This window comes from Lawsonibacter sp. JLR.KK007 (genome assembly GCF_036941135.1).
Classification (GTDB): domain Bacteria; phylum Bacillota; class Clostridia; order Oscillospirales; family Oscillospiraceae; genus Lawsonibacter.
Genome location: NZ_JAYWSY010000002.1, coordinates 809,526 through 835,018, shown reverse-complemented (window position 1 = coordinate 835,018; position 25,493 = coordinate 809,526). Strand labels below are relative to the sequence as shown.

Here is a 25,493-nt window from a genome sequence, read left to right as displayed (position 1 = left end):
TTATGAGCGAACTAGACGTGTTAAATCCAGAACGTCATGGACGAAACTCGACGTATGGAGTATAATTAGGTGTAACTCTTAGCGGAGGTGTTCCCCTATGCTGGATAGCTGCTGTGCCTTCACAGGTCATCGGCCACACAAACTGCCGTGGCGGTACAACGAATCTGATAGCCGCTGCTCGGCATTGAAAGCGGCGTTAGTGAGGCAGATCACACAGCTAGTCGATGCCGGGGTGACGGACTTCTACAGTGGTGGAGCTGATGGGGTAGACTGCTGGGCCTCGTTGATTGTCCTGGAGCTGAGAAAAAACAATCCTGCACTGAGACTCCATCTGATCCTGCCCCATGAAGGACAGGCGGACAAGTGGAGTGATTCAGCACAGGAGCGGTATCATTCAATCTTGGAGAAGGCTGACTCCGTAGAGTATGTAAGCCGTGAGTATTACGATGGGTGTATGCTCGACAGGAACCATCGGCTGATAGAAGCCACTGGGGTACTGCTGGCGGTCTATAATGGAGAGTGGCGCGGTGGTACTGCGGCAACCGTCCGATACGCTCGGAAGCTCGACAGAAGGATTATCATTCTCAACCCGACTACGCTCGAAGCTGCTGAAGAGGGCGGATGAGTTGTATCCGAAAGTATATATTCTCTCAGTGCATGAGTACCCTGTACCTCTCAACAGTTTGTGCAATATAGACAATGAAATCCATAATATATAATTGAACCAATTTTTGTGCATGTTTCACACAAACTTGCTTTTCAAGGCTTTACAATCCATGTTCCATAGACTACAATACGGGTTCATATGGAGGTTGCGGACATGAACATTGATAAGAACTGTACCATCAGCGAAGGTAAACCCTCATTGGAGGACTTTAGAATCCAGATCACCGATCCCATGCTCTATGACAGGCTGCACACGCTCTCGGTCGAGTATTCCCTGCCGGTGGAACTGCTGGTCAACGTGGCTGTCAAGCGGCTAGTGAATGATGTTGACTTTGTAAGAGGTCTACGCATCGGACAGATTGAAGGAGCGTAGCCCACTACGCCCCTCTCTTGTCATCAAAGTATGAGAAGATCGTCCGCAGTACGTTGATCGCCATTTGCTTCCGGTCCAATGGCTGCTGATCTATGATCTGCTTGAACTGCTCCATGATGTTGGTGTCACTGTCGGATACGGAATCAGCCAGCAGGTAGTCCACCGTCACACCAAGACGGTTGACGAGCCGCACCAGCGTGTCCAGCGTAAGGCTCCGTTCTCCTCGCTCAATGGCACCCATGTAGGTATCTGAGATGTCTACGGCCTCTGCAAGCTGAGCTTGGGTAAGGTGTAGTCGGAGGCGTTCTTCACGGATGCGCTCTCCCAACCCCTTATAGTCCATGCAATCACCCCCTGATTATTGTAACCAGATGAAGCGATACGAAGAAACATCTGATAGAGGTATTTAGATTGACTATTAGGGGTATTCGTGATATACTTACTTTACATTGGCGTGTTATTCCTTCCCCAACTATGCTCCCAGCCTGGAAGCTGAAAGATTGTTGTAATCTATATGTCTACATACTCACAAGTGATAGAAGGGAGGTCCTGACAAATGATTGAAGATCTTGCAAAGGTACTGGCCTATGGATACGTTGGATCAAAGGTTGGTAAAGCAGTAGAGAAACGAATGGATGAAAGGCAAAAGGAACGAGACGAAGCCATACAGGAGTTAAAGAAGTTCGCTTTTGTCATATATGACGGCAAGGCTCCCTATACTGCCGCCCAAAACCTCGCTAAGTACCTGGGGGAGCTGGGGTATCAGGCCGCCGCTATCGACCCGGAGATGTACCACAGCCGTCTGGAGGGTACTTCGGCAGAGGAGTATTGCCAGTGGGTCATCATAGGGCATCACGATTTCACTAAGGATCAGATGGCGCGTGTTCCCCTGTGTTCCAACGAGTACGGGTTGAAGATGGGAGTGAAGAATCGGCGGTATGTGCTAAGAGCCTGCCGGTCAGATCTGAGTCCTGGGAAGAAGGGCCGCAAGGAGTTTGCTGTCTACTACAACCAGGAGATGCTCAATTACAGAGAACTGGCAGAGAAGTACGGTGTACCAATGACCTTTGGCTATCGCAGTGAGACCCGTGAATCTCAATATGATCTGCTGTGGCTGAAATGTGCCCAGAGCATCCGGGAGGAACTGGATATGGAGTGCACGAGGGCTGTGCTTGGCAATATTCTACCTTCGTCGGATTGACACACCTATTCTATTCAATGAGAAGGGCAGCCGTGTAGCGGCCTGCATGGTGATTTATATGACATTAAAGCTGGCGATGACTGCGGCAATAACTCTGTGGAAGACAGGATTGCCGGAGAAGGCAATAAAATATATATATGACAAGGCAAATGTAATTCTGCTGGATGAAAGGTCGGATAGAGAATCCTTCCAAACTGCACTGGAACATTACTCAGATGACGAGCTGATGATCTATGTTCCAGACGTTTACCAGGAGGACATCTATCGAATCGACTATGCACGGCTGAAGGAGAACGGGATCAAGCTGATCTCCTTCGACATTGATGATACAATCGACGATAGCTTCATCAACAAACTACAGGCCAACGCTCCGGGGCTGACTGTCACCATGCCGGGTAAGGCCAGAGAACTGGTGCAAGGTCTGAAAGCGATGGGCTTTACTGTCGTGCTACTGACCAACGCCCAACAGGAACTGGCAGAGGGGGCCTGTAAAGACCTGGGAGCGGATTACTGTATCGCCAGGGCAAAGAAGCCGGAGACCAGCGGCTTTGAGATGATCGCCTCCAGGTATGGTGTAGATAAATCTCAGATGGCCCATGTCGGCAACAGTATGCGTGCTGATATAGCGGGCGGCAACAAGTATGGGGTCACTACCTGCTTGGTCCGTCGGGCAGGGACTTCCATGAAGCTGGTGAAGTTTGTCTCGAACATGTTGGGCGTGCCAACCAAGGGGCATCTGATTAGAGAGAAGTTGTTAGAACGCAACATGTGGCGCAAGCATCATGTGTATCATCCGGGAGATCAGTATTATCAGTTAGGAGAGGAACCGGAATATCGGAGGCAGACCCCACCAGCGGACAAACCTGTTGTTACCATCTTCTACGATGGCAAGGCTCCTTATGCAGCAGCCTTCAACCTTTGCAGACATATCCAGTCGATGGGGATTGAAGCAAAGCTCAAGGATGCGGGTGACTACGATGAGGGTTATCCCGGCAAGGTCATCATCATCGGCCACCATGATCTGACTAAAAAGCAGCTTGCGGAGGTAGGTGTTCTCTATAACAGCTATGGTCTGATGCTTGGCTATACCCAGGACAAATGTGTGCTGCGGGTAAGCCGATCTTCCCTGGGAAAGGGCAGGAAGGGCCACAAGAAGTTCGAGGAGTATTACAATACTAGGATTCTCAGTTATAAAGAGCTGGCGGCTAGCTACAATGTGCCTATGCAGTTCGGCTCCCGTGATGAAACCCGCAAGTCCCAATACGATCTGATATGGCTTATATTCGCCACTCACTGGCTGTATGGATTCCTCGGGAAAACAAGCGAGCTTGGGCAAGGGGCTGGTATCGACATTGCACAGCAGGCAGCAAATGACCTGATTCAGAAAGTGACTGCTGATAAGGATAAGGTCTATACCTTGGAAGAACTGCTTCGGAACACCTACAAGGCGAATGAGAGTGACGGCATGAAAACCCTCCGCAAGCACTTGGGTGACAATATTGCTTTCACATGCGTGTGGGCTGATGCCAGGGATGAGCGGGAGCTGGAGGAGTCGGAGCTTCTGGACGGGGAATTGTCCGGATATGCGTTCACCGTAGGCGGCTATACCATTTGTCAACGCCAATTTGAAATTGTAAGAAAACGCCGAAGAAATTTTGTAGTTTTTCGGCGGTAAGGGGGGACAAAATCAAGCGTTTCCTTGCTCAAAAAGAGTGTTCACGATTTGCTGCTTCTGGCGCATAAATTCCTTGCGTTCTTTCAGGCGGTAAGACTCGCCCTTGATGTTAATGACAGTGCAGTGATGCAGGACGCGGTCCAGGATGGCGGAGGCGATGGTGACGTCGGCAAAGACCTCGTTCCACTGGGAGAAGGTCTTGTTGGAGGTAAAGACGGTAGACGTTTTTTCATACCTTCTGGCAATCAGCTGGAAGAACAGGTTTGCGCCCTGGATGTCCATGGGGAGGTAGCCGATCTCGTCAATGATGAGCATCCTGTACTTGGCGAGAACCTTGAGCTTGTCTGGCAGACGGTTCTCAAAATGGGCCTTCTTGAGCTGCTCAATAAGCTGATGGCAGTTGATGTAGTAGGTGGAAAAGCGGTGCTGTGCCGCCACAAGGCCCAGAGCGGAGGCCAGATGGGTCTTGCCCACGCCGGGCGGGCCAAGGAAGACCACATTCTCCCCGTTTTCCAGGAAGCGCATGGTAGCTAACTCATCGATCTGGCGCTTGTCGATGGAGGGCTGGAAGGAGAAATCGAAATCGTCCAGGGTCTTCTTGATGGGAAAGCCGGACATCTGGATCTGCTTCTCATAGGCCCGTCTCCGTTTGGATTTGGCTTCTTCTGAAAAAATGTGATCCAAAACCTCCACAATGTTGAGGTTTTCAGCCACGGCCCGTTCCAGGTAGTTATCCAGAATCTCCAGGGTGTTTTTCATTTTCAGGGCTTCCAGGTTTTCCCTCAGCCTGTCCATAGTAAATTCAGTCATACAGCACCTCGTCATATCTGGACAAATCGGAGGGCTTCAAGGGGAAATCTATCACTTTGCCCTGTTCCAGCAGAACATTTTCTGCGTCCATCGTCTGCTTCAACGTAAGCCTTCGGTAATGCTGAGGATTGACAACCATGTCCTTCCTTTGATACGATATTCGGTGCAGAGCGATCTGCTTGCCTTCATAGTAGGCTGCCAGCATACTGTCGAGGGCTACGACTGCCACATCTTTGCCGATGTACTCCGCTGGCACGGAGTACTGATTGCCGGCGTACGAGATGAGGCAGTCTTTTTGTACCCGCCTCAGGTTGATTTTGTCGATGATGTACTCACGGGAGAGAGGGCTCAGGCCCTCTTTTTTCAGCCGCTCAAAGGGAATCTCGTTGGTGGTGGCGTGAACCTTGCCATTGACCTTGTTGCACCAGGCCAGGGCCTGTCCGTTCAGGTCTGCCAGGCTGTTGTACTTGATTCCGACCATGAAGTTGTCCCGCACAAACTGCACCGTCCGCTCCACTTTTCCTTTCGTCTGGCCACGGTAGGGCCGGCACAGAATGGGTTTGAATCCGTAGAATCCCGCAAAATCCTCAAACTGCCGGTTCAGTGTGGAGTCCTCCTGCTTCAAAAGCCGTTTGATCACTACCTGCTTCATATTGTCATATAGAATCTCCTCTGGGTATCCTCCAAAGTACCGGAATGCGTTCTGGTGGCACCGTATCAGTGTGTTTGTGCTCATATCCGTTACAAACTCGATGTACCGCATCCGCGAATACCCTAGAATCATGAGAAAGCAGTACAGTTTCTTCCACTTTCCATCCTCGTACACCAGGTGATCCTCGAAGAATCCCCAGTCCATCTGCCCCTGCTTCCCCGGCATCGTCTCAAACCGCACTGTTGCTTTCTCATTCAAGTCCATCTTCCGGCTGCTCACATACGCCTTGACGATGCTGTAGCCCCCGTCAAATCCCATCTCCCGCAGCTTCTCCAGGATCCGCAGCGCTGAATACGGCGCCTCCTCCAGCCACTCGTCCACGATCTGCTTGTACGGGTCCATCTTTGTTGGCTTGGGTTCGCTCAATGTGTACTCCGGCTTCTGCGGCGATTCCGCGTACCGCTTTGCTGTTCGTGGGTCCATGTGGTACTTCCGGCCCAGCTCCACATAGCTCAGCCCTTTTTGTCTGTCGCTTCGGATATCCATCCACTGTACTCCTTTCATTTCCTGACTCCCTTTCCGGGCTCTTTTTCGCCCTGATTGGGAGTCTATCTTTTTTCCTTCACCTCCGCCACAAAACTACATTTTTTCCTCGGCGTTTTCTTTCATTTTATCATTGGCGCTGACAAACGGAAGCCATGCGGACACTGAAGATGAGCAAGACCACGTTCTACCGCAGAGTGAAGCAAGCTACCAACAGGTCTGTGCTGGGCAACGGCAATCAAGTTTAGCTATGAACGAACGCGAGGGGCAAGGGATGGGGACATCCCCACCCTTTGTCCTTCATCTTTATTTTTAGCAATCAACTCCTACTGGGAGATAAATCCAAACCCCAAAGGAGTTGAAAACATGGATAATGTCAAAGTCTCGCTTGACCAGATGGAAAACTGGGAGAAGCCGCAAGGCAAGGAGATAGCCAGGATACACAACCGACTGGGTAGCTCCATCAAGGAACTCCGTAGTCCGGCCGATATAAGGGACTTCACCTTCGCTGTAGGTCGTGATGGGCACACATTCTGCCCTGCCACGTTCAAGAATGGCAGGCGGAGCAAGGATCACTTCGAGCAGCAGCAGATGTTCGCGTTAGACTTCGATAACAAAGCTCAGGACAGAAGAGTTTCATTTGAGGAAGTAATAGCTAGGGCAAAGAAGTATGATCTCCCTATCTTGTTCGCCTACGATACCTTCTCCAGTACAGATCACAACAAGTTCCGAGTAGTGTTCCTTAATGATGTCTCTATTTCTCACAGAAGAATTGTAGAAGCTATGCAACTGGCACTGGGTACGATCTTCCCTGAAGCCGATAAGTCGTGTTACACAGACAGCGCCAGAATGTTCTTTGGAGGAAAGGGACTGATTTATTACGATGATACCATCCCTACCATCAATGTCGAATCCATATTCAGAGGTCTGACGTACTTCTTGCGGGATACAACAGGAAATCATTACAAGGAGAAGCTGTCCAGGTTCTCACGAGAGACAGGCATCGCTCTCAACAAGAACGGTCTTCTGGATGTCACCATGACTGATGATCCGACTGAAGCCCTTGGTGCATCTCTATCAGCTCAGGATGGGAAAATCTCGCCAAGCCCTATTATAAATATCCCCTTTAATGTAATAGCGGATGGCGAGAATTTCCCGAAGATGTTTTATCGAGTTAAGCTCAGTGGTAGCACCAGCAAGTCTTCTGTCAACACACCTGTTAGCAGAACAGGTGTGTTGAATAGAGGATATAAGAATCATGGAGCCTACCGATCATCTGTATTGTCAGATACGAGCCGAGGATGCCAGTTGTTCAGGGAGTTCGAGACTGGCGAGAGGGACATGAGCCACGATGAATTGTTTGGTCTGGCTACCAATCTGAAGCAGGTCGAATCAGGCATTCAACGATTCAAAGAGATCCAAGCGGAGCATCCCGAGTTCTATGATGATGAGCGGAGAGAGAAGTGGGAAAGTCACCTTTCCTACATACGTCAGCAAGAGTACAAGCCCTATGGCTGCGACAGCTTTTGTCCCTACTGCAAGGAATGTAACCACGGTACAAACATCCTGTCTACGGTACATCCTAAGCCTGGAATGATGGAAAGGCTACCAGGGTACAGTGAGAAGTTCTATTCGATAGAAGATGTTCAAGATGATACATACGAGGCCATCAGCAAAGCGTATCGTGCTGAGGACAGCAATGTTCATATCATCAAAAGTCAAACCGGAGCTGGCAAGTCCTATAGTTACCTGCAACTCATGGCAGAGAATCCCGATGATCGTTTCCTGATCGCAGCTCCCACAAATTTGCTGAAAGATGAGATCTTCAACAAGGCGAAGCGCATGGGTATTGCTGTGTGTAAGACTCCATCCTTGGAACAGATCAAGGATGAGATGCCGGAGAAGGTAAAGAGACGCATTGAGAGATTTCATAAGAGCGGACAACATCAACTAGTCCATCCGTACATTGAGAAGGTACTTAAAACCAAAAACATTCCTTGTTTGAGGAAGTATATGAAGGAGCGCGAGGCCCTAAGAAATTTCAAAGGCAATGTTATCACCACCCATCGCTATCTGCTGAATATGGATGAAAAGCGTCTTAAAGAGTTTGATGCGATCATCATTGATGAGGACATCATCTTCAAGAGCATCATCCCAAATCAAGGAGAAGTTCCAGTTGCTAAGCTGGAGAAGCTGTTGGAGAAGACTACCGACAACCACCTGTCCCAAAAGATAAAATCCCTATTGAGGAAGGCCAAAGATCAGTCGCGCATTGAACTCGATAGCTTTGAATGGGACGATAAGGATGATAAACTATACTCCTTTGATCTGCCGTCATTTTGCCAGGCAGAGCAATTCTATGTTCGTAGAAGCGATAAGGAGCTTAATCTAAAAGAAGATGCCATTGTTTATCTAAAACTCCCAGAGTTCTTCAAAGATATAAAATACATCATAGTTTCAGCTACCGTTGACGAGGGTATATGCCGTCAATACTTCGGTTGGGATAGAGTGGATTTCTACGAATGTAAAAGGGCTGAGTATATGGGACCGCTACGCCAGTATCCCGGTAAGTCCATGAGCCGCAGCTCCATAGCAAGTGATTCGGGCATCGTCCGCCGCCTGATGAAACGCTTTGACATGAACGAGGAGCGTGTTATCACATTCATGAAGGAGAATATTGGACCTCTGCACTTCGGGAACACCGATGGCAGCAACATCCTAGAGGGCAAAGATATTCTCGTTGTTGGAACACCGTACCATGCCGACTTCTTATACAAGCTGGCTGCATTTACGATGGGGCTTGACTTCGATGAAGATGAAGAGGTGGAACCCCAGGTAGTCACACACAATGGCTATCGTTTTCGTTTTACGACCTTCCACAATGAAGATTTACGGCATCTTCAATTCTGGATGATTGAAAGCGAGTTGGAGCAAGCCGTGGGGCGAGCACGGCTTCTCCGAAATCCATGTAAAGTACATCTTTTCTCGAACTTCCCACTTAGTCAGGCAAAGATGGTTGATGGCTTTGATTATAGCAAAGAGTAGGAGTCTTTGCCCAAGCCACCCATCCTATGCCAGTCCTAGTTAAATGAGTGTTCCACAGCCAACGCATTTGTATTAGCGCAGTCATCGAGATGAAATGTACCACTGGCAAACAGTGGCGGTGGTATGCCGTTCCTTACCACTGCATACCGCCGTTAATGCAGGATAGAAATAGTAATCATCCACAACCTTTCGGTAAAATATCTTTGTAAAAAAGGCGGATCATTATGTTTCTAAATCACACATTTGAGTTATCTATGATACTTGATGCAGCTCCATTCCATCGGATTTTCAACGCCAAGGTTGGCTATCTGGAGGAGCTTGGTGGCGAGTATCTTGACACTTCCCTGGCGGCGAAAGGTATCACCGCCATCTATCGAGACAGCAGGTACAAAAAGAAGATTAGGCTGCTTGTCAACACTGGCATGGTCGTGAATGACCCGTCTGACACTGGCAAGCTGCTTCACAAGTTGGACAAGCATATCGCTAAATATTTTGATAGCAGCTACAGTCTGGACGACTTCACATTGTCCGGTGTGACCTTAACCCTGGACATCAATGTTGGTAGTTATGAAAAGGTGTCGGACTACCTAAAAGTCATAAAGAGGATCGGTAAGGTCAAGGGGTTCTCCCCAGTCAGCTATGATTGTTTTGACGAGAAGGCCAGCTTCTGTTTAAGTGGGAACAGCAATGGCACAGACTTCCTCTTGTACGATTTGGAGAAAGCTGTCATGGGTCAGCTACGAGGTGCAGACGCAGGCCGGAAGCAACTACAGTCAGCTAGTGAGCAGACCAAGGGTATCCTTCGGGCTGAGGTAAAGCTCACCAAGCCCAAGGCCATCCGGGAATATGCGGACGCAAGCGATGTTGTCAGTCAGATCACAAAGATAGTAAAGTGCAGCGCAGACATCTTCATGGAAACCTTCGCTCGGGTAGTCCCTTTCGGTGATTTTCACAAGATGGATGCTGCTGTCGAGATCGTCCGCAGTGAGATAACAGACAGCATCATGCGGAGGAAGATGCTACGGCTCTTGTCATTGATCCCCGACAAGAAGTCGCTGCACCTGGCTCAGAAAGCACGAAATTGTCGAGACGTGGAAAAGGTGATGGAATCCTTTACTAAGATTCATTTGTCCCCTGTTACCATTGCTAAGCGGCATGAGATTAAGTACCTGGACAACATCTATTCTTATTTCTTAAAATAATCATTGCAGCGAGGTTCAAATGCTGTTGACAAGCCTATCTTTTCAATGTAAAATGGATTCATCTTTTGAAGACGGAGGGCATAAACATGGCCGGGAAGACAGCAGAGGAACGCATTGCTGCGATTGATGAGAAGATCGCCAAGAAGCAAGCTGAGATCGAAGCTCTGGAGACTCAGAAGCAGAAGCTCCTGCATCCTGTTAATATGAAAACGGTGATGGCGGCAGCAAAGGAGGCTGGGCTTACACCGGAAGAGATTGCAGAGAAGTTGGGGTTAAATATCTAAGCACGAGGGGCTGCTCATGGTGCAGCCCCTCTTCCCTGTTTTATTGTTTCTCAGTCAGTGCTTGCTCTCGGTCATGTCCCTGATGGAGAAGCCATAGGCCATCATCACGGCCCTGTCATTGTTCTGGTGTGCCTTCCGCAGCAAACCGGGCGGCGGCGGTGCGTCTCTCTACATCTGTCATCGTGCTGTACCTCCGATGGAATTTTCTTGGAATCAGTATACCACACCTGGCAGGAACAAGCAACCAGTTTGAAGCGGGGACTAGCAACCGGTAATTGGAATAAGATTGTTATAAAAACACGGTGGTATGTGTGGTACGATACCACCATACCACCCACATACGTAGGCTCTGCTCCGCAACGTCAGCAAAACAAACAGCAGAAGCATAAGGCAAAACAGAGCGAGAGCGGCCCTCAGGGATAAGGAAAGGTTTGAGAGCAGCAGTGTAACGCCAATCACACAGACAGCGGTTTCCTGTAGGCGTGCCATGACGCGGTCCAGGCCGTAAGCGGTCTTGACCGTCCCGAAAAGACCCTCCACAGCATTGCGGTCGCAGTTGTCCTGATACTCCAGTTTCTTTGCTTGACGGGACAGGCCGGGAGCTTTTGGCGGCTTTCCCAGGGCCGGACCGGACAGACGAATACCATGCTCTTTGCAAAAAGCCAGTGTCTGGCGGCTGCGGTAGATTTTGTCCGCCAGGATACGTTCCGGGTAACAGCCATAGCGCTCCCGATACCGAGCCACCGCCCGCCAGAGGTCTTCCGATTCGTTGAAGGGCTCGAAGTCCAGCCGTTCGATCCTGGCATAGCCATCCACCAGACTGATATGCAGTTTTGAGCCAAACTCGGTATTGGCGTGGGCTTTTCCCCGAACGATGGGCCGGACCCAGGGCTGGGCCAGACTGACGATGCGCCGGGGAATGCTGTGGGTCCCGGATTCAAACATGAGGCGCTGCTGCTCGTAGACAGTAGTCATGATATTCAGGTGGTCCGCCTGCTTTGAAGACAATTTTGCACCTTTTTGAACCAATTCAGCTATGTACCTGATATCCCGGCGGATGTATTGCAGCTGTTTGCGTATCGCGGAACGGATTGCTTTCCCACTGCGCTTCTTGCTTTTGGACAGACGGAGATAGTCCTTCCGGGCGCGCTTGCGGTACATCCGGGGCTTCTTCTGTCCTGCCGCTTTACACAGCTCGTCCACCGTTTTCTCCGCTTTCTCCCGCACTTGGTTGAGTAAATCGATGTCCTGAGGATAGGCGATGTCCGCGGGGCAGCATGTGGCGTCCAGAATCAGTGTCCCGCTGTTAGGCGGATCGTTCCCGTCATCCGAGTCATCCTGTTTCCCTGTCTCCGCTTTTGGGACAGACGCCTCCAGAATTGCTGCCAGGTCCTCCTCGCTGAACCGTTTCCGGAACGCTACCAGCGTGGACGCCCCGAACGGACACGGCCCGTACTCCTTCATGCCGATGAAATATTGCAGATACGGGTTTTCTCCAATGTGCTTCACCAGCCATTGGTCGCTGCATTTCAGCCGCCGCTGAATCAGCAGCGCCCCTAATGCCATCCGTGCCGGATGGGCCGGGTGACCATTGTTCACGAATCGCGCTGCATACCGTTCCTCCGCTATCTCCCACGGAACCAGCGCCGCCAGTTTCACCCAATCGTTTTCTGGGTCCAGTTTCCCATATGGAAAGATGAAATCTTCCATCCGAAGCTGACTGTTGTCCTTATACATCCACTCCGCCCCCTATAAGTGCACGCTTTTTCCTTGCTTTTTCCCAATTCCCTTGCACCTATTCTACCATATTTCATCCCATATTGCTTGTCTTCCAAGCTGTTTGAGGTTATGAAGCAGGCCCTACGTATGCTTAACCTGGAAACTTATAAGGGACGCTGCCACCAGCGCAGCGTCCCTCATCATCTTATTTTTTTAACCACTCCTGGAACTGGGCAACGTCTAATTCGCCAGCTCTGGCTTTGTCCAACCTCAGCTTTGCCTCGCTGTACCAGCGTACAAAGTCCTCCTTGCTCATTGTCCCTTTCCTTACACGGGCGTGGTGCGTCTTGTAAGCCCGATTGTAAATCAAGAGGGCTTCATCAGACGCCATCTTTTTCTGAAAAGACTGCTGGGAACCGATAGCGGAACAGCGCATCCCAGAGCCATCGACTCGATCACAATAGGCAATTCTTCGATTGGCGGCAACGAAGTATTTACCGCAATGCCTACACTTCCGAACCATCACCTTATCCTGGAGCATCGACCATAGTTCCAGGTACAATAGCTGGCGCAGGTTGTTAATCCTGTATTCCTCATAGGGTTTGTTCACTGTAATTTCCCTTGCGTGTTCAATAGCCGAACGAAAGGTTTCTTCCATACCAGCGGGGATACCATCACGCCCCACATTCAATTTACCAAGAGCGTAGAGCGGGTAAAACTTATCATCCAGCTCACGGCTACGTTCCACCGCTTGGCTGTAATCATGTCCGCTTTGATATAAGGTTGGATGTTTAAGAGAAAGACGCTTGGGCACAGTCATCTCAGACCCGCTACTTGCCACAATGTTGCCGTAGAGCCATATGCGTTGGGGTGTTGTCAACGTCTCTAACCCCGGTGCCGCTATGTCCAAAAGGAAGTAGAGCATATTATAGATCTCACGCTGCGTCCTGATCTCACGGCTAAACCCCGTAGGCATCTCTCTCGGTACACCGTAGATAGCCGTCTCTATCTCATCATCGGGTTGATCGGCGGTGTAGGTGTTCCCACCAGTCCGCTCTAGGTATTCATTATAAAAGTCGCTAGGGTAAGTATCCCCTAATTCCAGCAAGGAGGCCAGCAGTGCCGTTATTCTTTCCACATACCATGCTTCAGAGAAGCCTGGAATAGTCCCATCTTGACGGTAGCACGAATAGAGCAGGAGTTCATTAAAGTAGTCACCGATTGCTTTAATGAAAACCTCCCGGACTTCATGCCTGTAATACGGGTGGGCATCCATTAAAACTCTTTTCATCTGGTCAAGAGAGGCTTCACCACCTGGACAATCACGCAGCTTGAAAGTTGAGGTGTCCATCCGCTGAGAGATATATTGTTCAAACAACTCAGGCAGGCTAGATAAATCTTGGGCAACGTAATGGAACAGGAGTTCATGTGAGTTGTCTTCAGAAAATAGAAGATAGTGCCCCTCATCGAAAAATTCATACCCGCGATCATCAAATCCAATGTAAGCCACGGTGTTTCCTCCTTGTAGTGTCGATGGTCTGAATCGCCGTCTGCAGATAGAAAGTTATGTAATAAACTTTCCAAAGTTCTACTTGACAACTGTACCGCTATGTGCTATTATCATTGTAATAGATAGTTGCTAGAATGTCAATATTACATTCTTCAACCTAATAAGAATCAAGGGCACTACTCCGGGCAGTAACCAAGCCCACGAGTTTCGCCAAGTGGATCTGGCAGGTCCGCGCTCAGGGCTACATTGATCCTGGGCTATGAAGCGGAGGTGACGTAGAGGCCCAAAATCAGATTTGAAAGTTCTCAATATTTCAAAAAGGAGGGAATTGTCATGGCAAATCTACTGGATAAGTACGAAAACACTACGGGTGAGATGGTTGTACCTGCCAGTGAGTCCGCTGGTAAGGCTAAACAGCAGCCCGCCCTCAGCCGGAAGGAGCGGAAGATTTTCAAAGCTCTGGCAAAGGCTTTGCGTAAGCACAACAAGTTGATGAAGCAGGAGGCCGAGAGGCGGAGAGCGGAGGAAGAGGCCACTGAGAAAGCTAATAGGCGCAAGGACGACAGCAGCACAAGGGGGTTCTTCAACAAGTTGGGGGACGCCATCTGCAAAGCCATCCCCAAGGTCTTAACGGCTATAGCAACTGTGGCTCTCGGATTCTTCTTCAATCGCAAACCTTCAAGGAGAGCCCTGCGAGCTGCTTTATGAATCAGACCGCATCAGTGCAGCCTCGGCGTCCCGAGTGGGTTTTCTTTAATGAATCTGGAGTACCCGTCTCCACCTTCATCCCCTCGGCAGTCGGCGTAGTCAGGGTAGTCGGTTCCACTGATGAACGGGAGGCTGTTAGGGTACGACTACGGTTTAAGAATGGCAGCGATACAGAAACCACTGTCCCACTATCAGACCTTAACCGTGTGGATTGGTTCAAGATAGACCATCGCTGCCTGACGAACTCGGAGTACCGTCGGGCCAGAGGGTACATTGCCGATACTATCCGCGCCGGGGTCAGCAACGTCCCTGTGGAGAGGCGGTACGTCCTTGACCGGACCGGGATTTACCATATTGGCGATTCAATTATCTTTGTTGCGGGGAACCGGGTCATCACCCAGTCCTCCGCACCGAGAACTGATCCAGACTTTGAACTGGGACAGCTCCCGCTCCGCCTGGATATTGACGAGAATATCGACATCAATACGGCTATTGACCGCATGATGTGGCTCATCAGTCTCAGCCCTGAGATCGGACCAGTCCTTGCGGCACACACAATCTCTGGAATTATCAGGGCAGCTTTCAAAGAGGCTGGCATGACCCCCTGTGCGGTGTTGGTCATTGTCGGAAAATCCGGGATGCTAAAGTCTCACTATGTTCCCCATTTAGTTCAGCTTTACAATCGAGCCGATGGAATCGGCCCTGTTACCCGGTTCAACTCGACAAAGAGGTTTATTGAGGACACGCTATACGAACACAGCGAGTGTACAGCGGTCCTTGATGATCTGCACACAGCAGAATCCAGAGGTATCAAACGGCAGAATGAGGACACCGCCGAAGAAATCATACGCCGCATAGCTGACGATACTGGGCGTGGGCGGATGGATGGAAAGGCACAGGTGCAACGGAGCTTCCGGGGCAACGCTGTGTTCATCGGCGAGTACACTATTGGCAAGGCGTCCACAATCCCCCGCGCACTGGTAGTAAACATCACGGAACCACCTAACGGTGCGGTCCTGGATGAATACCAACGCAATCGCCCACTTCTGGTATCGACCTTCTACTACTACTTCATCCGATGGTATGTTGACCATTTCAATGAGATTCGGGATTCCATTGACGCAAAGCTTACTCAGCTACGCAGGGCGACGGCTTCCTCCACTACTCACGGTAGGCTACGGGATACCCAGTTCTACCTTGAGATTTCCTACATGGTGTTGCTGGAGTTTTGCAAGGATTCTGGGTTCTGCTCTGAAGAAGATGCCAAGGATACATACCAGAGCTTCAGCACCCAGCTTCGCACACTGGTACAGGCACAAGAGACTCGATTCAAGGAGAGCATCGAGGTAAAGACGATAGACTATCTTGACCTTATTCGGGATCTTTATAAGCAAGGAGCATTTCATCTGGCAAAGGATGCAGAGAACTTCAAGCCTGAAAAACATGATGGTTTGATTTACTATGACTGCCTTTGCCTGAGAGGTAAGCGTCTGGAGAAGAAGCTCCTGAGCTTCACCCCAAGCCTCAGCTTTGTCGATTGTATCAGCTATTTGCTGTCTAAGGGTGCGCTAAAGCTGGTCGAGAGCAAGAACACCGTGCAGATCAACGGCACTGGTGGCAAACGGTTCTACGCTATCAAACTCAGCAAGCTACGATAAGAGCGCAATTTAGGGGACGGTGTTTCCACCCCCTGAAAAATGAACTTCGCGCAGGCTGCGTAAATCGACAGCCGAAGCCATCCTGCGGCCCTCTGGACTGTGGGTGGTCCTCTCCCTGCGAGGTGAGGAAAATGCACAGAGAAGTACGGGTTCCCTTCGTAATGCGATGCCGCCGTATCTCTTCTGCCTTTGACTACATATTCTCTTGATAGCACACAGGAAGTACGGTTTCGATGTACTACTTCCGGCTCTGCTCTCATAGGATTGGACGAGGCATCAAGGAGGAGGTGGCAATGCCGCAATGAAGCAGCGCAAGCTCAACTACCGGTTCCACGATCCCAACCCAGCGGCAGTGACCGCCGACTACATACTAAAAATTTTAATTGAGGCCAACGCGGGAAAGGTGGAGGCGGCAATACAAAATGCCGCCGATACCACCCTCGCTGCCGATGAGGGACCGGATCGCTGCCAGGGACACTCCGCATGATGCGGGGTGTCCCTCTTTTTTATCTGCATTCCATAGCCTTCAGCATATCATCATAGCTGACCAGCGTCACATTACCCAGCTCGTTTGCTTTCTCCATACAGCCCTTGGTAAAGCCGGACTTGGAAAACAGAAAATAGTGTACCTTGCTGTATGGGAACAACCGGCTGCGGTGGAGCAGCGTCTCTAACACACCCAGGTCAACCTTTTCGTTCGTCCACTTGCACTCGCCAAAGAGGGCGGTAGTCTTGTCCTGCTCCCCCAATATGTCGATCTCCGCCTGGGCCTTTTCAACAGGATCATTCCCCCACCAGCGACCCAGGGAAGCAAACTCCACCGGGGAGCGCCCATCCAGCAGCAGCTTCCAAAGATACTGTTTACATATCTCTTCAAACACCTTGCCCATGTAGTGGCCGAGCTGCGGCGCGATGCGCTGGTACACCAGGTCAGCGGCTCCACGGGCAATCAAGGAATTGTTCTCCAGCACAAAGCGATGCCAGAAGCGGAACATATTATCCTCGATGGAGTACAGGGACTTACGGGAAGCCTTCTCCCCATAGGGAGTCTCCTTCTGCACGATCCCCAGGCTGATGAGATTCTTGATGTAGCTGGCGCAGACGTTGGTATCCTCGCCGACCTTGCTTGAAATCTCCGACATCCGAGAAGCCCCTGCTGCAATGGCGGTAATGATTGCCGTGTAAATGGCTGGTTCCCGCACCTCCTGCTTCAGAAGGTTCACCGGCTCCTCATAGAGAAAGGAAATGGGATTGAGGAAGGTGTTCTTGATGTTTTCCTCAATACTCAGACGGTCGTTGATTTGCAGCAGGTATTGTGGTGTCCCTCCGACGATCCCGTAGGCCAACGCCTTGTCCTCGCCTTTGAAGTGGTTGAAATAGCGGCAGGTTTCCTCGAAGTCGAAGGGCAGCAGTTTCATCTGTGCCGTGCGCCTGCCGTAGAGCGGGGCCTTGTATGCCAACACCTGATCCTCCATATAGGACATGGACGAGCCGCAGAGAATCAACATCAGCTTGGAGGTATCCTTATTTTTGTCGATCAGGAGCTGCAAGGTGGAGGCAAGGCTTTTGGAAGAGCGAGCCACATAGGGGTACTCATCCAGCACAAGGACGATCCGATCTTTCTCTGCCAGCTTAAACACATATTCCAACGCCGCCTGGAAGGACATGAAAGACGTCTCTGCCGCAATGCCGCTGGCGTACTCCAGGATGCTCTTGCTGAGGTTCTCCAGGTTCTGCTTGGCATTGCTCTCCACGCCCATGAAGTAGATGGCTTTCTTACCCTGGATAAACTGGGTCAGAAGGGCCGTCTTTCCCACGCGGCGGCGGCCATACACAACGGCGAACTCGAACTTGCCTGATGCGTATAGCTGCTCCAATGATTTCAACTCCCGCTCTCTTCCAATAAACATAGCAACACCCCCATTCCTTTTCATTTAGTATACCACATCAGATGTAGGTTAGTCAATTATGATTTACTAAAGGCAGCCCCACTAAATTTCTACATTGATTCTCTGGCCGAGGTATGCTATTATACAGATATAGCAGAACGTTTCGACTTTGATAGAGAGGTTTACCTATGAACATCGCCGCTTACTGCCGTGTCTCCACGGAGAAAGAAGACCAGCTCAACAGTCTGGAGGCCCAGAAGGAGTTCTTTTCGGAGTACACCAAGCGTACCGGAGACACCCTCATCCGCCTGTACGCTGACGAGGGCCTGTCCGGCACGAAGATCAAGAATCGCAAGGAGTTCCTGCGGATGATGGCGGACGCCGAGCACCACTTGTTCGACATGGTGGTGGTCAAGGACATCTCCCGCTTTGCCCGGAACACGGTTGACCTGCTGCAAAATGTCCGCAGGCTGAAAGCCCTGGGCATCGAGACCCAGTTCCTCACCGCCAACATGACCAGCATGGGCAACAGCGAGTTTGTTTTAACCATCTTCGGTGCGCTGGCTCAGGAGGAGAGTGCCAACACCTCCAAGCGGGTGAAGTTCGGCAAGAAGCTGAACGCCGAGAAGGGACGGGTTCCCAATATCGTCTACGGCTACGACAAAACCATCGGGGACTATTTTAACCTGACCATCAACCAGGAGGAGGCTGCTGTCATCCGGCAGATCTATCACTGGTACACCCAGGAGGGCTACGGCTCCGCCAAGATTGCCAATATGCTCAACGAGCGTGGCCTGAAGACCAAACGCAACTGCCAGTGGAGCCAGAACGCTGTGGGGCATATCCTCCGAAACGAGCTGTATACCGGGAAGATCATCAATGGCAAGCAGGAGGTCACGGACTTCCTCACCGGACAGCGGGCGGACAGGGACGAAACTGACTGGATCGTGGTGGACAAGCCCGAGCTGCGCATCATTGACGATGAAACCTTCCAACAAGCACAGGAAGTCCTGCACTCCCGGCACAGTGCTTTCAAGATCACTCGGGAGCGGCAGAGCAATAAGCACCTGTTCTCTACCCTCATCAAGTGTAAGGAGTGCGGCTGGTCTTTCCGGCGTACCGTCCGCACCTATAAAAACACCTATGTACGCTGGGTCTGCTCCGGTCACAACGGACGGGGAGCCGACAGCTGCCCCAACGCCGTGACGGTGGATGAGGAGGAACTGATCGAGGTCTTGCAGGAATACTTCGCCGGACTGCTGAAAGCAAAGAAGTCCGTCATCAGCTATGTGGTGAACCAGTTTCAGAAGGTCTACAAGGCCAAGGACGAGAACCTGGACTACGAGAAGGAGCTGACCGCCCAGCTCACCAAGCTGCAAAAGACACGGCAGAAGTACATGGATATGTACGCCGACGACCTGATCTCCCGTGACGAGCTGAACGCCAAGATCGGCGGGATGCGCAAGGAGATCGAACGGCTGGAGAACGAGTTGAAGATGATCTCCTACAACCTGACCAAAGGGGAGCAGTTGGAGAGCGTCCTGACCAGCACCTTCAAGGAGATCGAGGACATCACCGACGTACATCAGATGACCAACACCCAGCTCAAGCGTATTATACAGAAGATCGAGGTAGATAAAGAGGGGAATGTTGACATCTACCTGCGCCTTTTGGGCGATTTAGGGCTGGACAGTACCGTTCTAATTAGCGATAACCTTACATAAGGATCTGTCCGAGCGCCTGCCCACCTTCAACCGGACGCTCTACCTCCAGGTGAAAGAGGTTCTGGAGCAGAACAAGGCCGAGCGCCACATCCGGGGAGGCATTGCCACGCGGAAGAAATACAAAGGACTTTGAAAAAAGGCGGGCACATCTGAACTGCACCCCACTTGTGATTCGGTATATCGTACTGTCTAACAAATGGGGTGCAGTGAATGTCTTGTGTTCCGCTTTTTTTTGTGCTAAAATGATCAAATAAGAACGTGTAAAAGAGGGAGCCGTCTATGAGCTGCGCCGACCAGATCTTTATCCAGAACTGCAAAGACATCCTGTCCAAAGGGGTCTGGGACACGGACCGGGAGGTCCGCCCCCGGTGGGAGGACGGTTCCCCCGCCCACACGGTGAAGCTCTTCGGGGTGGTCAACCGCTACGACCTGCGCCGGGAGTTTCCCGTCCTCACAGTGCGCAGGCAGTTTCTCAAGTCGGCGGTGGACGAGCTGCTGTGGATCTGGCAGAAGAAGTCCAACAACATTCACGACCTGAACAGCCACGTCTGGGACGCCTGGGCGGACGAATCCGGCTCCATCGGCAAGGCCTACGGCTACCAGCTGAGGGTAAAGCACCACTACCCCCAGGGGGACATGGACCAGGTGGACAAGGCGCTCTGGGACCTGACGCACGACCCCGCCTCCCGGCGGATCATGGTCAACCTCTATAACCACCACGATCTCAGCGAGATGGCCCTGTACCCCTGTGCCTATTCTATGACCTTCAACGTGTCCGGACGCACCCTCAACGCCATCCTGAACCAGCGGTCCCAGGACATGCTCACCGCCAACGGCTGGAACGTGATGCAGTACGCCGTGCTGCTCCATATGCTTGCCCAGGTCACCGGCTTTGAGGCCGGGGAGCTGGTTCACGTCATCGCCGACTGCCACATCTACGACCGCCACGTTCCTGTGGTGGAGGAGCTCATCGCCCGCACGCCCTTCGATGCCCCCAGGTTCTGCCTGGACGGGAGTGTCACCGATTTCTACGCCTTCACCCCGGACAGCGTTCACCTGGAGGGCTATCAGGCCCATCCCCTGGAGGGGAAGATCCCGGTGGCGGTGTGAAGGGGACGGTCAAAAAATTACTGGAGGTCTTCCCGTGAAAGCAATTGTTTTGGTGGATGAAAACTGGGGGATCGGGAACGGCGGAGACCAGGTCATCTATATCCCCGGCGATTTGAAGTATTTTCGGGAGACGACCATGGGCCACCCCGTGATCCTGGGGCGGAAGACGCTGGCTACCTTCCCCGGCGGGCGGCCCCTGAAGGGCCGGAACAACCTGATCCTGTCCCGGAACCCGGATTTCGCCCCGGAGGGGGCGGAGGTCTTCCCGGACCTGGAGTCCCTCCTGAAGCGGGCCCCCGAGGACTCCTTTGTGATCGGGGGAGCCTCGGTGTATGCGGCCCTGCTGGATTGCTGCGACACCGCTTATGTGACCAAGGTTCACCGGGCGTTCCCGGCGGACTGCTGCTTTCCCAACCTGGACCTGCATCCGAAGTGGCGGATTGCAGAGGAGGGGCCGGTACAGCGGGAGGGTGAGATCGAGTTTCACCGGGTGACCTACAAAAGAGCATAACAAAACCGCCTCGGGTCCGAGGCGGTTTTTGCTTACAGCCCCAAAGTGAGGCCCTGCTGGTCGGACAGGCCGTCCTTGGCCAGCATCCGCTCCAGCACCTCCACGTCGGTGGTGATGTCCATGGCGTCCCCCTGGAAGAGGAGGTCCAGCTGTTTTTCAAAGCCCTCCACCACCTTGTCCATCATCCCCTCGATGCGGGACATGGCGGCGGTGATGTTCTGGCCGGAGATCTCCTGGTCCTCCAGCTGGCCGTAGGCCCGGAGGATCTTCAGGGTGGTGGGCAGGTAGTAGCTGAGGAAGCTGTGGAGCTGGGCGGCCTTGTCCGGGTGGCTCTTCTGGTAGTCCAGAATCTTTGCGGTGATCACCCCGATCCGGTCGATCTGGGCGGACATCTTTTCGTTGTCGATGGCGTCGTTGACGGCCCGGATCTCCGCAAGGATGGCGTTTTCATCCTCCTTCGCGGGCGGAGGGGGCGCCGGCTGCGCCTTGGGGGGCTCCGGGACGCCGTCGCCGGTGAGAACCAGCCGGTCCCCGCCGTAGTCCAGAAAGCCCTGGGGGAAGATGCCGTCATCCAGCATGTCGGCCAGGTCGTCCCGCACCTTGGCGGGGGACCGCCCGGTGGTCGAAGCCAGTGCGGAGATGGACACGGAGGTCTGCCGGCCGATCATGGCCAAGTAATTCCGGTAGCGCCGGGCCTGTTTCTGCTTGCGCAGTCCAGCCACCAGAGCGCCCAGCCCGCCGGCGACGCAGCAGAGCAGGACCATCGGCCCTGTGAGCTCCTCCATGAAAAAGGCGAAGTCTCCCCGGAACAGCCAGTACAGACAATCCCCCAGACTGCCGACCAGGCCGATAAAACAGCCTGCCGCTGTGGCGCCCCCGGCGATGGCCCATTCTTTGCCCCTCCGGTCCAGCTTGGCCACCGGGTCCTTGACGGGCCGTTTCTTAGGCGCTTTGGCGGCCGGCTTCCGGACGGGCGGCGGCTCCTGGGCGGGCGTTTCCCAGACTGGGGGCGCCGAGGTGGTCCGGGCTCCGGCGCGGGTCTGGCTGTACTGTTGGGTGTTGTAGGGATGCTGGCCCCGTTTCTTTCCTCCGCTCAGCATCTTCAGCACGATCATCAGCACGCCGATGGGAGCGGCGAAGCCGGAGAGGATCAGGCCCAGGGCGATGAGCCAGTAGAAGCCGTCGCCGCCGCTTTTTTTGCCCTGATAGTCAGACATGTGGTAGCCCCCCTTATAAATCCTAACGACCCTTATCATAGCAGATAATTCCCAAAATGGAATTGATTTTTTCTTAAAATTCCGTGAAGATATGGCGGCAGAACACCGCCGCCCCTATCATAACGCAGCGGAGCCGAAAAGTAAATGGTCTGGCGGCTTTTTTCTGGAAAAGAGCCGCTGGATTGGCGGAATCTTTCAGGGGACTTGTAACTATTCTGTAATTCTTTTGAAAGTTCCCCGTGCTATAATATAACATTGGTTCACAATGCGGAGCCGGAGTCATACATGAACATCGCGGGGCAAGCCCGCGTGCAGCCGGCCCGGACCGGGCCGGACAGGAGGGATCAGCAATGGAAGGACAGCGCGTAGCAAAAAGCAAGGGCGGCGGCAAGCTGCCGGTCATCGCCGCCGGCGCGGCGGCGGGAGTGCTGGCGGCGGCCTATCTGGGCATCTGCGCCTGGGCGGCCGGGCAGGACGTTATCCTGCCCAACGTGTCGGTGGCCGGGATCGACGTGTCCAGCATGACGGTGGAGCAGGCCCGGGATACCGTCAGGACTGCGGCGGATCAGGCGGGCCAGGACGTTACCCTCACCCTGGCCTATGAGGACCTGGAAAAAACGGCTGAACTGCGCCGGTTTGGCGCTGGATGTGGAGCAGGGGGTGGAAGCGGCCCAGCAGGTCGGCCATAGGAACTTTTTCACCGGCGGCCCCCAGCTGGTGGGGCATATGCTGGGCATGTCCAGTCAGGTGCCGCTCCCCCTGGCGGAGGAGAATTTCGCTCTGGATGACTTTGTTTCAGACATGGAGCAGGCCGTGAAGGACGCCACAGTGGACCACGGCTATCAGATAGAGGGGGACCAGCTGGTGATGACCAAGGGAGCCCCGGTCACCACCATCAACTGGGATCAGACGCTGGGCAGCGTCCGGGAGAGCGCCCAGGAGGCCGTGGAGGAGCGGCTGAGCAGCGGGGAGGGTCTTGTGGAAAAGACCATCACCCTGTCCGCCTCCCAGAGCCAGCAGCAGGACCCGGATTTTGAGGCCATCCACCAGGAGATCTATACCGAGGCGGTGGACGCCTCCCTGGACCTGGAGTCTATGGAGATTACCGACCACGTGGTGGGCGTCGATTTCGACGTGAAGGAGTTGAAACGGGCCTATCAGGCCGCCCGAAGCGGCGAGACCTTCTCCATCCCGCTGACCATCACTCAGCCCAAGGTGACCAAGGAGGACCTGGGGGGCCAGCTGTTCAAGGACCTGCTGGGGGAGGGCACCACCGCAGTGTCCGGCTCGGCCAACCGGAAGCACAACGTGAAGCTGTCCGCCGAGGCGTGCAACAACATCATCCTCCTCCCCGGCGAGGAGTTCTCCTACAACAACACCACCGGCAGCCGCACTGCTGCCAAGGGGTATAAGAACGCTCCCACCTACGTGGCCGGCCAGTCGGTGGACGACATCGGCGGCGGCATCTGCCAGACCTCCTCCACCATCTATTACGCCGTCCTTCACACCGCGCTGGAGGTGGTGGAGCGCCACGACCACCAGTTCAACACCGGCTACGTGTCCCTGGGCATGGACGCCACCGTCTATTACGGCAGCCTGGATTTCCGCTTCCGGAACAATACCGACTACCCCATCAAGATCGTCACCAACAGCTACGACTCCAACGGCAAGCGGTACCTGAACGTGCAGATCTATGGCACCAACCCGGATGGCATCTACGCCGTGCCCAAGAGCACCACCTATGACAAGGTGGCTCCCACCACCGTCTATGTCCCGGACGAGAGCGTCCCCCGGGGTACCTTGGTGCTGGACCGGGAGCAGTATGCCTATACCGGCTGGAGCGCCCATACCTACCGCTATATCTACGACAAGGACGGCAACGAGATCGAGAAGCAGGACATGGGCACCAGCAAGTACAACATGCGGCCCAACAGTTACCACTACAATCCCGCCGACGGCGACCCCTCCACCTGGGTGAACGGCCAGCCTCCCGCCGCCGGTTCCAGCACAACGGAGGTTCCGGAGGACCCCGGTACCACCGATCCCGGGACTACCGATCCTGGTACAGCCGCGCCGGAGACCCCCGGCGAGCAGTCCCCCAGCGTGCCGGAGGTTCCCCAGCCCTCCGACTCCGGTATTGCTCCCATCGACCCTGGTCAGGCAGCGGGCTGAGGCCCGGACCGTTCGCTTCCCGCCCCGAAAGGGGCGGGAGCTTTCATCAAAAGACAGATAAAGAGGAATGACTATGTTTCAAGGCTATACACAGGGGACCATTGACTTTTTATGGGGCCTGACATTGAACAACGAGCGTCCCTGGTTCCAGGCGCATAAGGAGGAATTCCTGGCCCTGGTGGACCGTCCCACCCGTGAGCTGTGCGCCCAGCTCACCGAGGAGATGACCGCCGCGTACCCCGAGCTGGGCCTGGAACCCAAGGTGAGCCGGATCTACCGGGATGCCCGGCGGCTCTTTGGACGGGGGCCCTATAAGGATCACCTGTGGTTCTCTCTGCGCAAGCCAGGGGAGCGCGACGGCTGCATCCCCTGCTTCTGGTTCGAGGTAGCCGCCAGCCACTACGGCTATGGCATGGGCTGCTGGATGGTTCCGCCGGTGACTATGGCCAAGCTCCGCGCCCGGATCGACCGGGACCCGAAGCCGGTGGAAAAGCTGGCCAGGGCGGTGGAGAAGCGGGGGGAGTTTGTCCTGGACAACGACCTGTATAAGCGGCCCAAGGGCGATCCCGGGCCCCTGCTCTACCCCTGGTATAACGGACGGCGGATCAGCTTTTCCAGGGAGTGCAACTGCGAGGGCGTGTTCTTCACCCCAAAGCTGGCCGCGCAGGTGCTGGAGGGGTGGAAGTCACTGGTGTCCCAGTACCGCTTCCTCTGCTCCCTGCCCGGTGATCCGGAACCGGAAGGAATGTGACCGGCGGCCCCGAAGCAGCTTGTTCGGGGCCGCTTTTTGCAGGAATTTCCGGAGAATTATGCAAAACGTAAAA

Annotated in this window: 22 protein-coding genes and 2 pseudogenes; 17 read left to right on the top strand and 7 right to left on the bottom strand. The window is 53.3% G+C overall.

Annotated features, from left to right (window positions below):
• The first annotated feature begins 97 nt into the window (after nt 1-97).
• Together VV088_RS14005 and VV088_RS14000 are read left to right on the top strand one after the other, a co-directional pair.
• The gene (locus tag VV088_RS14005; protein WP_334601317.1) at nt 98-625 is read left to right on the top strand and encodes an SLOG family protein; all 528 of its coding nucleotides are present in this window, start codon (nt 98-100) and stop codon (nt 623-625) included.
• Nucleotides 626-820: 195 nt separating this feature from the next.
• Nucleotides 821-1,039, top strand: coding sequence for a hypothetical protein (locus VV088_RS14000; protein ID WP_289290056.1), 219 nt, complete (start codon nt 821-823; stop codon nt 1,037-1,039).
• A 4-nt stretch (nt 1,040-1,043) separates the two neighbouring features.
• Here the strand turns inward: VV088_RS14000 and VV088_RS13995 are convergent, their stop codons facing one another.
• Nucleotides 1,044-1,382, bottom strand: a complete 339-nt coding sequence (locus VV088_RS13995; protein WP_300691587.1) for a helix-turn-helix domain-containing protein — start codon at nt 1,380-1,382, stop codon at nt 1,044-1,046.
• Between the two features lie 213 nt (nt 1,383-1,595).
• On the opposite strand from VV088_RS13995, the gene VV088_RS13990 reads away from it, so the two are divergent.
• Together VV088_RS13990 and VV088_RS13985 are read left to right on the top strand one after the other, a co-directional pair.
• On the top strand, nt 1,596-2,240 hold the full coding sequence (locus tag VV088_RS13990) for a hypothetical protein (RefSeq protein ID WP_334601316.1): 645 nt from the start codon (nt 1,596-1,598) through the stop codon (nt 2,238-2,240).
• Entirely contained in the window at nt 2,212-3,915 is a 1,704-nt protein-coding gene (locus VV088_RS13985) for an HAD family hydrolase (protein WP_334601315.1), read from the top strand. Before VV088_RS13990 ends, VV088_RS13985 begins: the two co-directional genes overlap by 29 nt.
• Before the next feature lie 12 nt (nt 3,916-3,927).
• Here the strand turns inward: VV088_RS13985 and istB are convergent, their stop codons facing one another.
• Nucleotides 3,928-4,725, bottom strand: coding sequence for an IS21-like element helper ATPase IstB (gene istB, locus VV088_RS13980; RefSeq protein ID WP_334599536.1), 798 nt, complete (start codon nt 4,723-4,725; stop codon nt 3,928-3,930).
• Nucleotides 4,718-5,941, bottom strand: coding sequence for an IS21 family transposase (istA, locus tag VV088_RS13975; protein WP_334599537.1), 1,224 nt, complete (start codon nt 5,939-5,941; stop codon nt 4,718-4,720). Before istA ends, istB begins: the two co-directional genes overlap by 8 nt.
• Nucleotides 5,942-6,286: 345 nt before the next feature.
• Here istA and VV088_RS13970 point away from each other — a divergent pair, with 345 nt between their 5' ends.
• The 3 genes from VV088_RS13970 to VV088_RS13960 all read left to right on the top strand — a co-directional run bounded on the left by VV088_RS13970 (nt 6,287) and on the right by VV088_RS13960 (nt 10,451).
• Entirely contained in the window at nt 6,287-8,965 is a 2,679-nt protein-coding gene (locus tag VV088_RS13970) for a hypothetical protein (protein ID WP_334601314.1), read from the top strand.
• A gap of 224 nt (nt 8,966-9,189) precedes the next feature.
• Entirely contained in the window at nt 9,190-10,167 is a 978-nt protein-coding gene (locus tag VV088_RS13965) for a hypothetical protein (RefSeq protein WP_334601313.1), read from the top strand.
• A gap of 86 nt (nt 10,168-10,253) precedes the next feature.
• Nucleotides 10,254-10,451 (top strand): hypothetical protein, encoded by a 198-nt coding sequence (locus VV088_RS13960; protein ID WP_300689864.1) that lies wholly within the window; start codon nt 10,254-10,256, stop codon nt 10,449-10,451.
• A 342-nt stretch (nt 10,452-10,793) separates the two neighbouring features.
• On the opposite strand, the pseudogene VV088_RS13955 reads toward VV088_RS13960, so the two are convergent.
• Both VV088_RS13955 and VV088_RS13950 read right to left on the bottom strand, forming a co-directional pair.
• Nucleotides 10,794-12,188: pseudogene (locus tag VV088_RS13955) on the bottom strand (IS5 family transposase); the annotation flags it as partial.
• A 187-nt stretch (nt 12,189-12,375) separates the two neighbouring features.
• Nucleotides 12,376-13,680, bottom strand: coding sequence for a DUF6076 domain-containing protein (locus VV088_RS13950; RefSeq protein ID WP_299966631.1), 1,305 nt, complete (start codon nt 13,678-13,680; stop codon nt 12,376-12,378).
• Between the two features lie 333 nt (nt 13,681-14,013).
• Here VV088_RS13950 and VV088_RS13945 point away from each other — a divergent pair, with 333 nt between their 5' ends.
• The 3 genes from VV088_RS13945 to VV088_RS13935 all read left to right on the top strand — a co-directional run bounded on the left by VV088_RS13945 (nt 14,014) and on the right by VV088_RS13935 (nt 16,533).
• Entirely contained in the window at nt 14,014-14,388 is a 375-nt protein-coding gene (locus VV088_RS13945) for a hypothetical protein (RefSeq protein WP_299966628.1), read from the top strand.
• Nucleotides 14,385-16,046 carry a hypothetical protein gene (locus tag VV088_RS13940; protein WP_334601311.1) on the top strand — a complete coding sequence of 554 codons (1,662 nt, stop codon included), beginning with the start codon at nt 14,385-14,387 and terminating at the stop codon, nt 16,044-16,046. Before VV088_RS13945 ends, VV088_RS13940 begins: the two co-directional genes overlap by 4 nt.
• A 301-nt stretch (nt 16,047-16,347) precedes the next feature.
• On the top strand, nt 16,348-16,533 hold the full coding sequence (locus VV088_RS13935) for a hypothetical protein (RefSeq protein WP_016317029.1): 186 nt from the start codon (nt 16,348-16,350) through the stop codon (nt 16,531-16,533).
• A 19-nt stretch (nt 16,534-16,552) separates the two neighbouring features.
• Here the strand turns inward: VV088_RS13935 and VV088_RS13930 are convergent, their stop codons facing one another.
• Complete coding sequence (locus VV088_RS13930; RefSeq protein WP_334601310.1) at nt 16,553-17,956, bottom strand: ATP-binding protein; 1,404 nt, start codon at nt 17,954-17,956, stop codon at nt 16,553-16,555.
• Nucleotides 17,957-18,123: 167 nt separating this feature from the next.
• On the opposite strand from VV088_RS13930, the gene VV088_RS13925 reads away from it, so the two are divergent.
• The 4 genes and pseudogenes from VV088_RS13925 to VV088_RS13910 all read left to right on the top strand — a co-directional run bounded on the left by VV088_RS13925 (nt 18,124) and on the right by VV088_RS13910 (nt 21,280).
• Nucleotides 18,124-19,659, top strand: a complete 1,536-nt coding sequence (locus VV088_RS13925) for a recombinase family protein (protein ID WP_334601309.1) — start codon at nt 18,124-18,126, stop codon at nt 19,657-19,659.
• Nucleotides 19,649-19,792, top strand: a pseudogene (locus VV088_RS13920) (sporulation transcriptional regulator SpoIIID); the annotation flags it as partial. The gene VV088_RS13925 and the pseudogene VV088_RS13920, both read left to right, overlap by 11 nt.
• 146 nt (nt 19,793-19,938) lie before the next feature.
• Nucleotides 19,939-20,769, top strand: a complete 831-nt coding sequence (gene thyA / locus VV088_RS13915; RefSeq protein ID WP_334601308.1) for a thymidylate synthase — start codon at nt 19,939-19,941, stop codon at nt 20,767-20,769.
• Nucleotides 20,770-20,803: 34 nt separating this feature from the next.
• Nucleotides 20,804-21,280, top strand: a complete 477-nt coding sequence (locus VV088_RS13910; protein WP_334601307.1) for a dihydrofolate reductase — start codon at nt 20,804-20,806, stop codon at nt 21,278-21,280.
• Nucleotides 21,281-21,312: 32 nt separating this feature from the next.
• Here VV088_RS13910 and VV088_RS13905 read toward each other — a convergent pair whose 3' ends face one another.
• Nucleotides 21,313-22,497, bottom strand: coding sequence for a 5-bromo-4-chloroindolyl phosphate hydrolysis family protein (locus tag VV088_RS13905; RefSeq protein ID WP_334601306.1), 1,185 nt, complete (start codon nt 22,495-22,497; stop codon nt 21,313-21,315).
• 350 nt (nt 22,498-22,847) lie between these two features.
• On the opposite strand from VV088_RS13905, the gene VV088_RS13900 reads away from it, so the two are divergent.
• The 3 genes from VV088_RS13900 (at nt 22,848) to VV088_RS13890 (ending at nt 25,420) form a co-directional block, all read left to right on the top strand.
• A complete protein-coding gene (locus VV088_RS13900; protein ID WP_334601305.1) occupies nt 22,848-23,186 on the top strand; it encodes a hypothetical protein in 339 nt (112 codons plus the stop codon).
• A complete protein-coding gene (locus VV088_RS13895) occupies nt 23,098-24,669 on the top strand; it encodes a VanW family protein (RefSeq protein ID WP_334601304.1) in 1,572 nt (523 codons plus the stop codon). Before VV088_RS13900 ends, VV088_RS13895 begins: the two co-directional genes overlap by 89 nt.
• A gap of 73 nt (nt 24,670-24,742) precedes the next feature.
• Nucleotides 24,743-25,420, top strand: a complete 678-nt coding sequence (locus VV088_RS13890) for a DUF2461 domain-containing protein (RefSeq protein ID WP_334601303.1) — start codon at nt 24,743-24,745, stop codon at nt 25,418-25,420.
• The last annotated feature ends 73 nt before the right edge of the window (nt 25,421-25,493 follow it).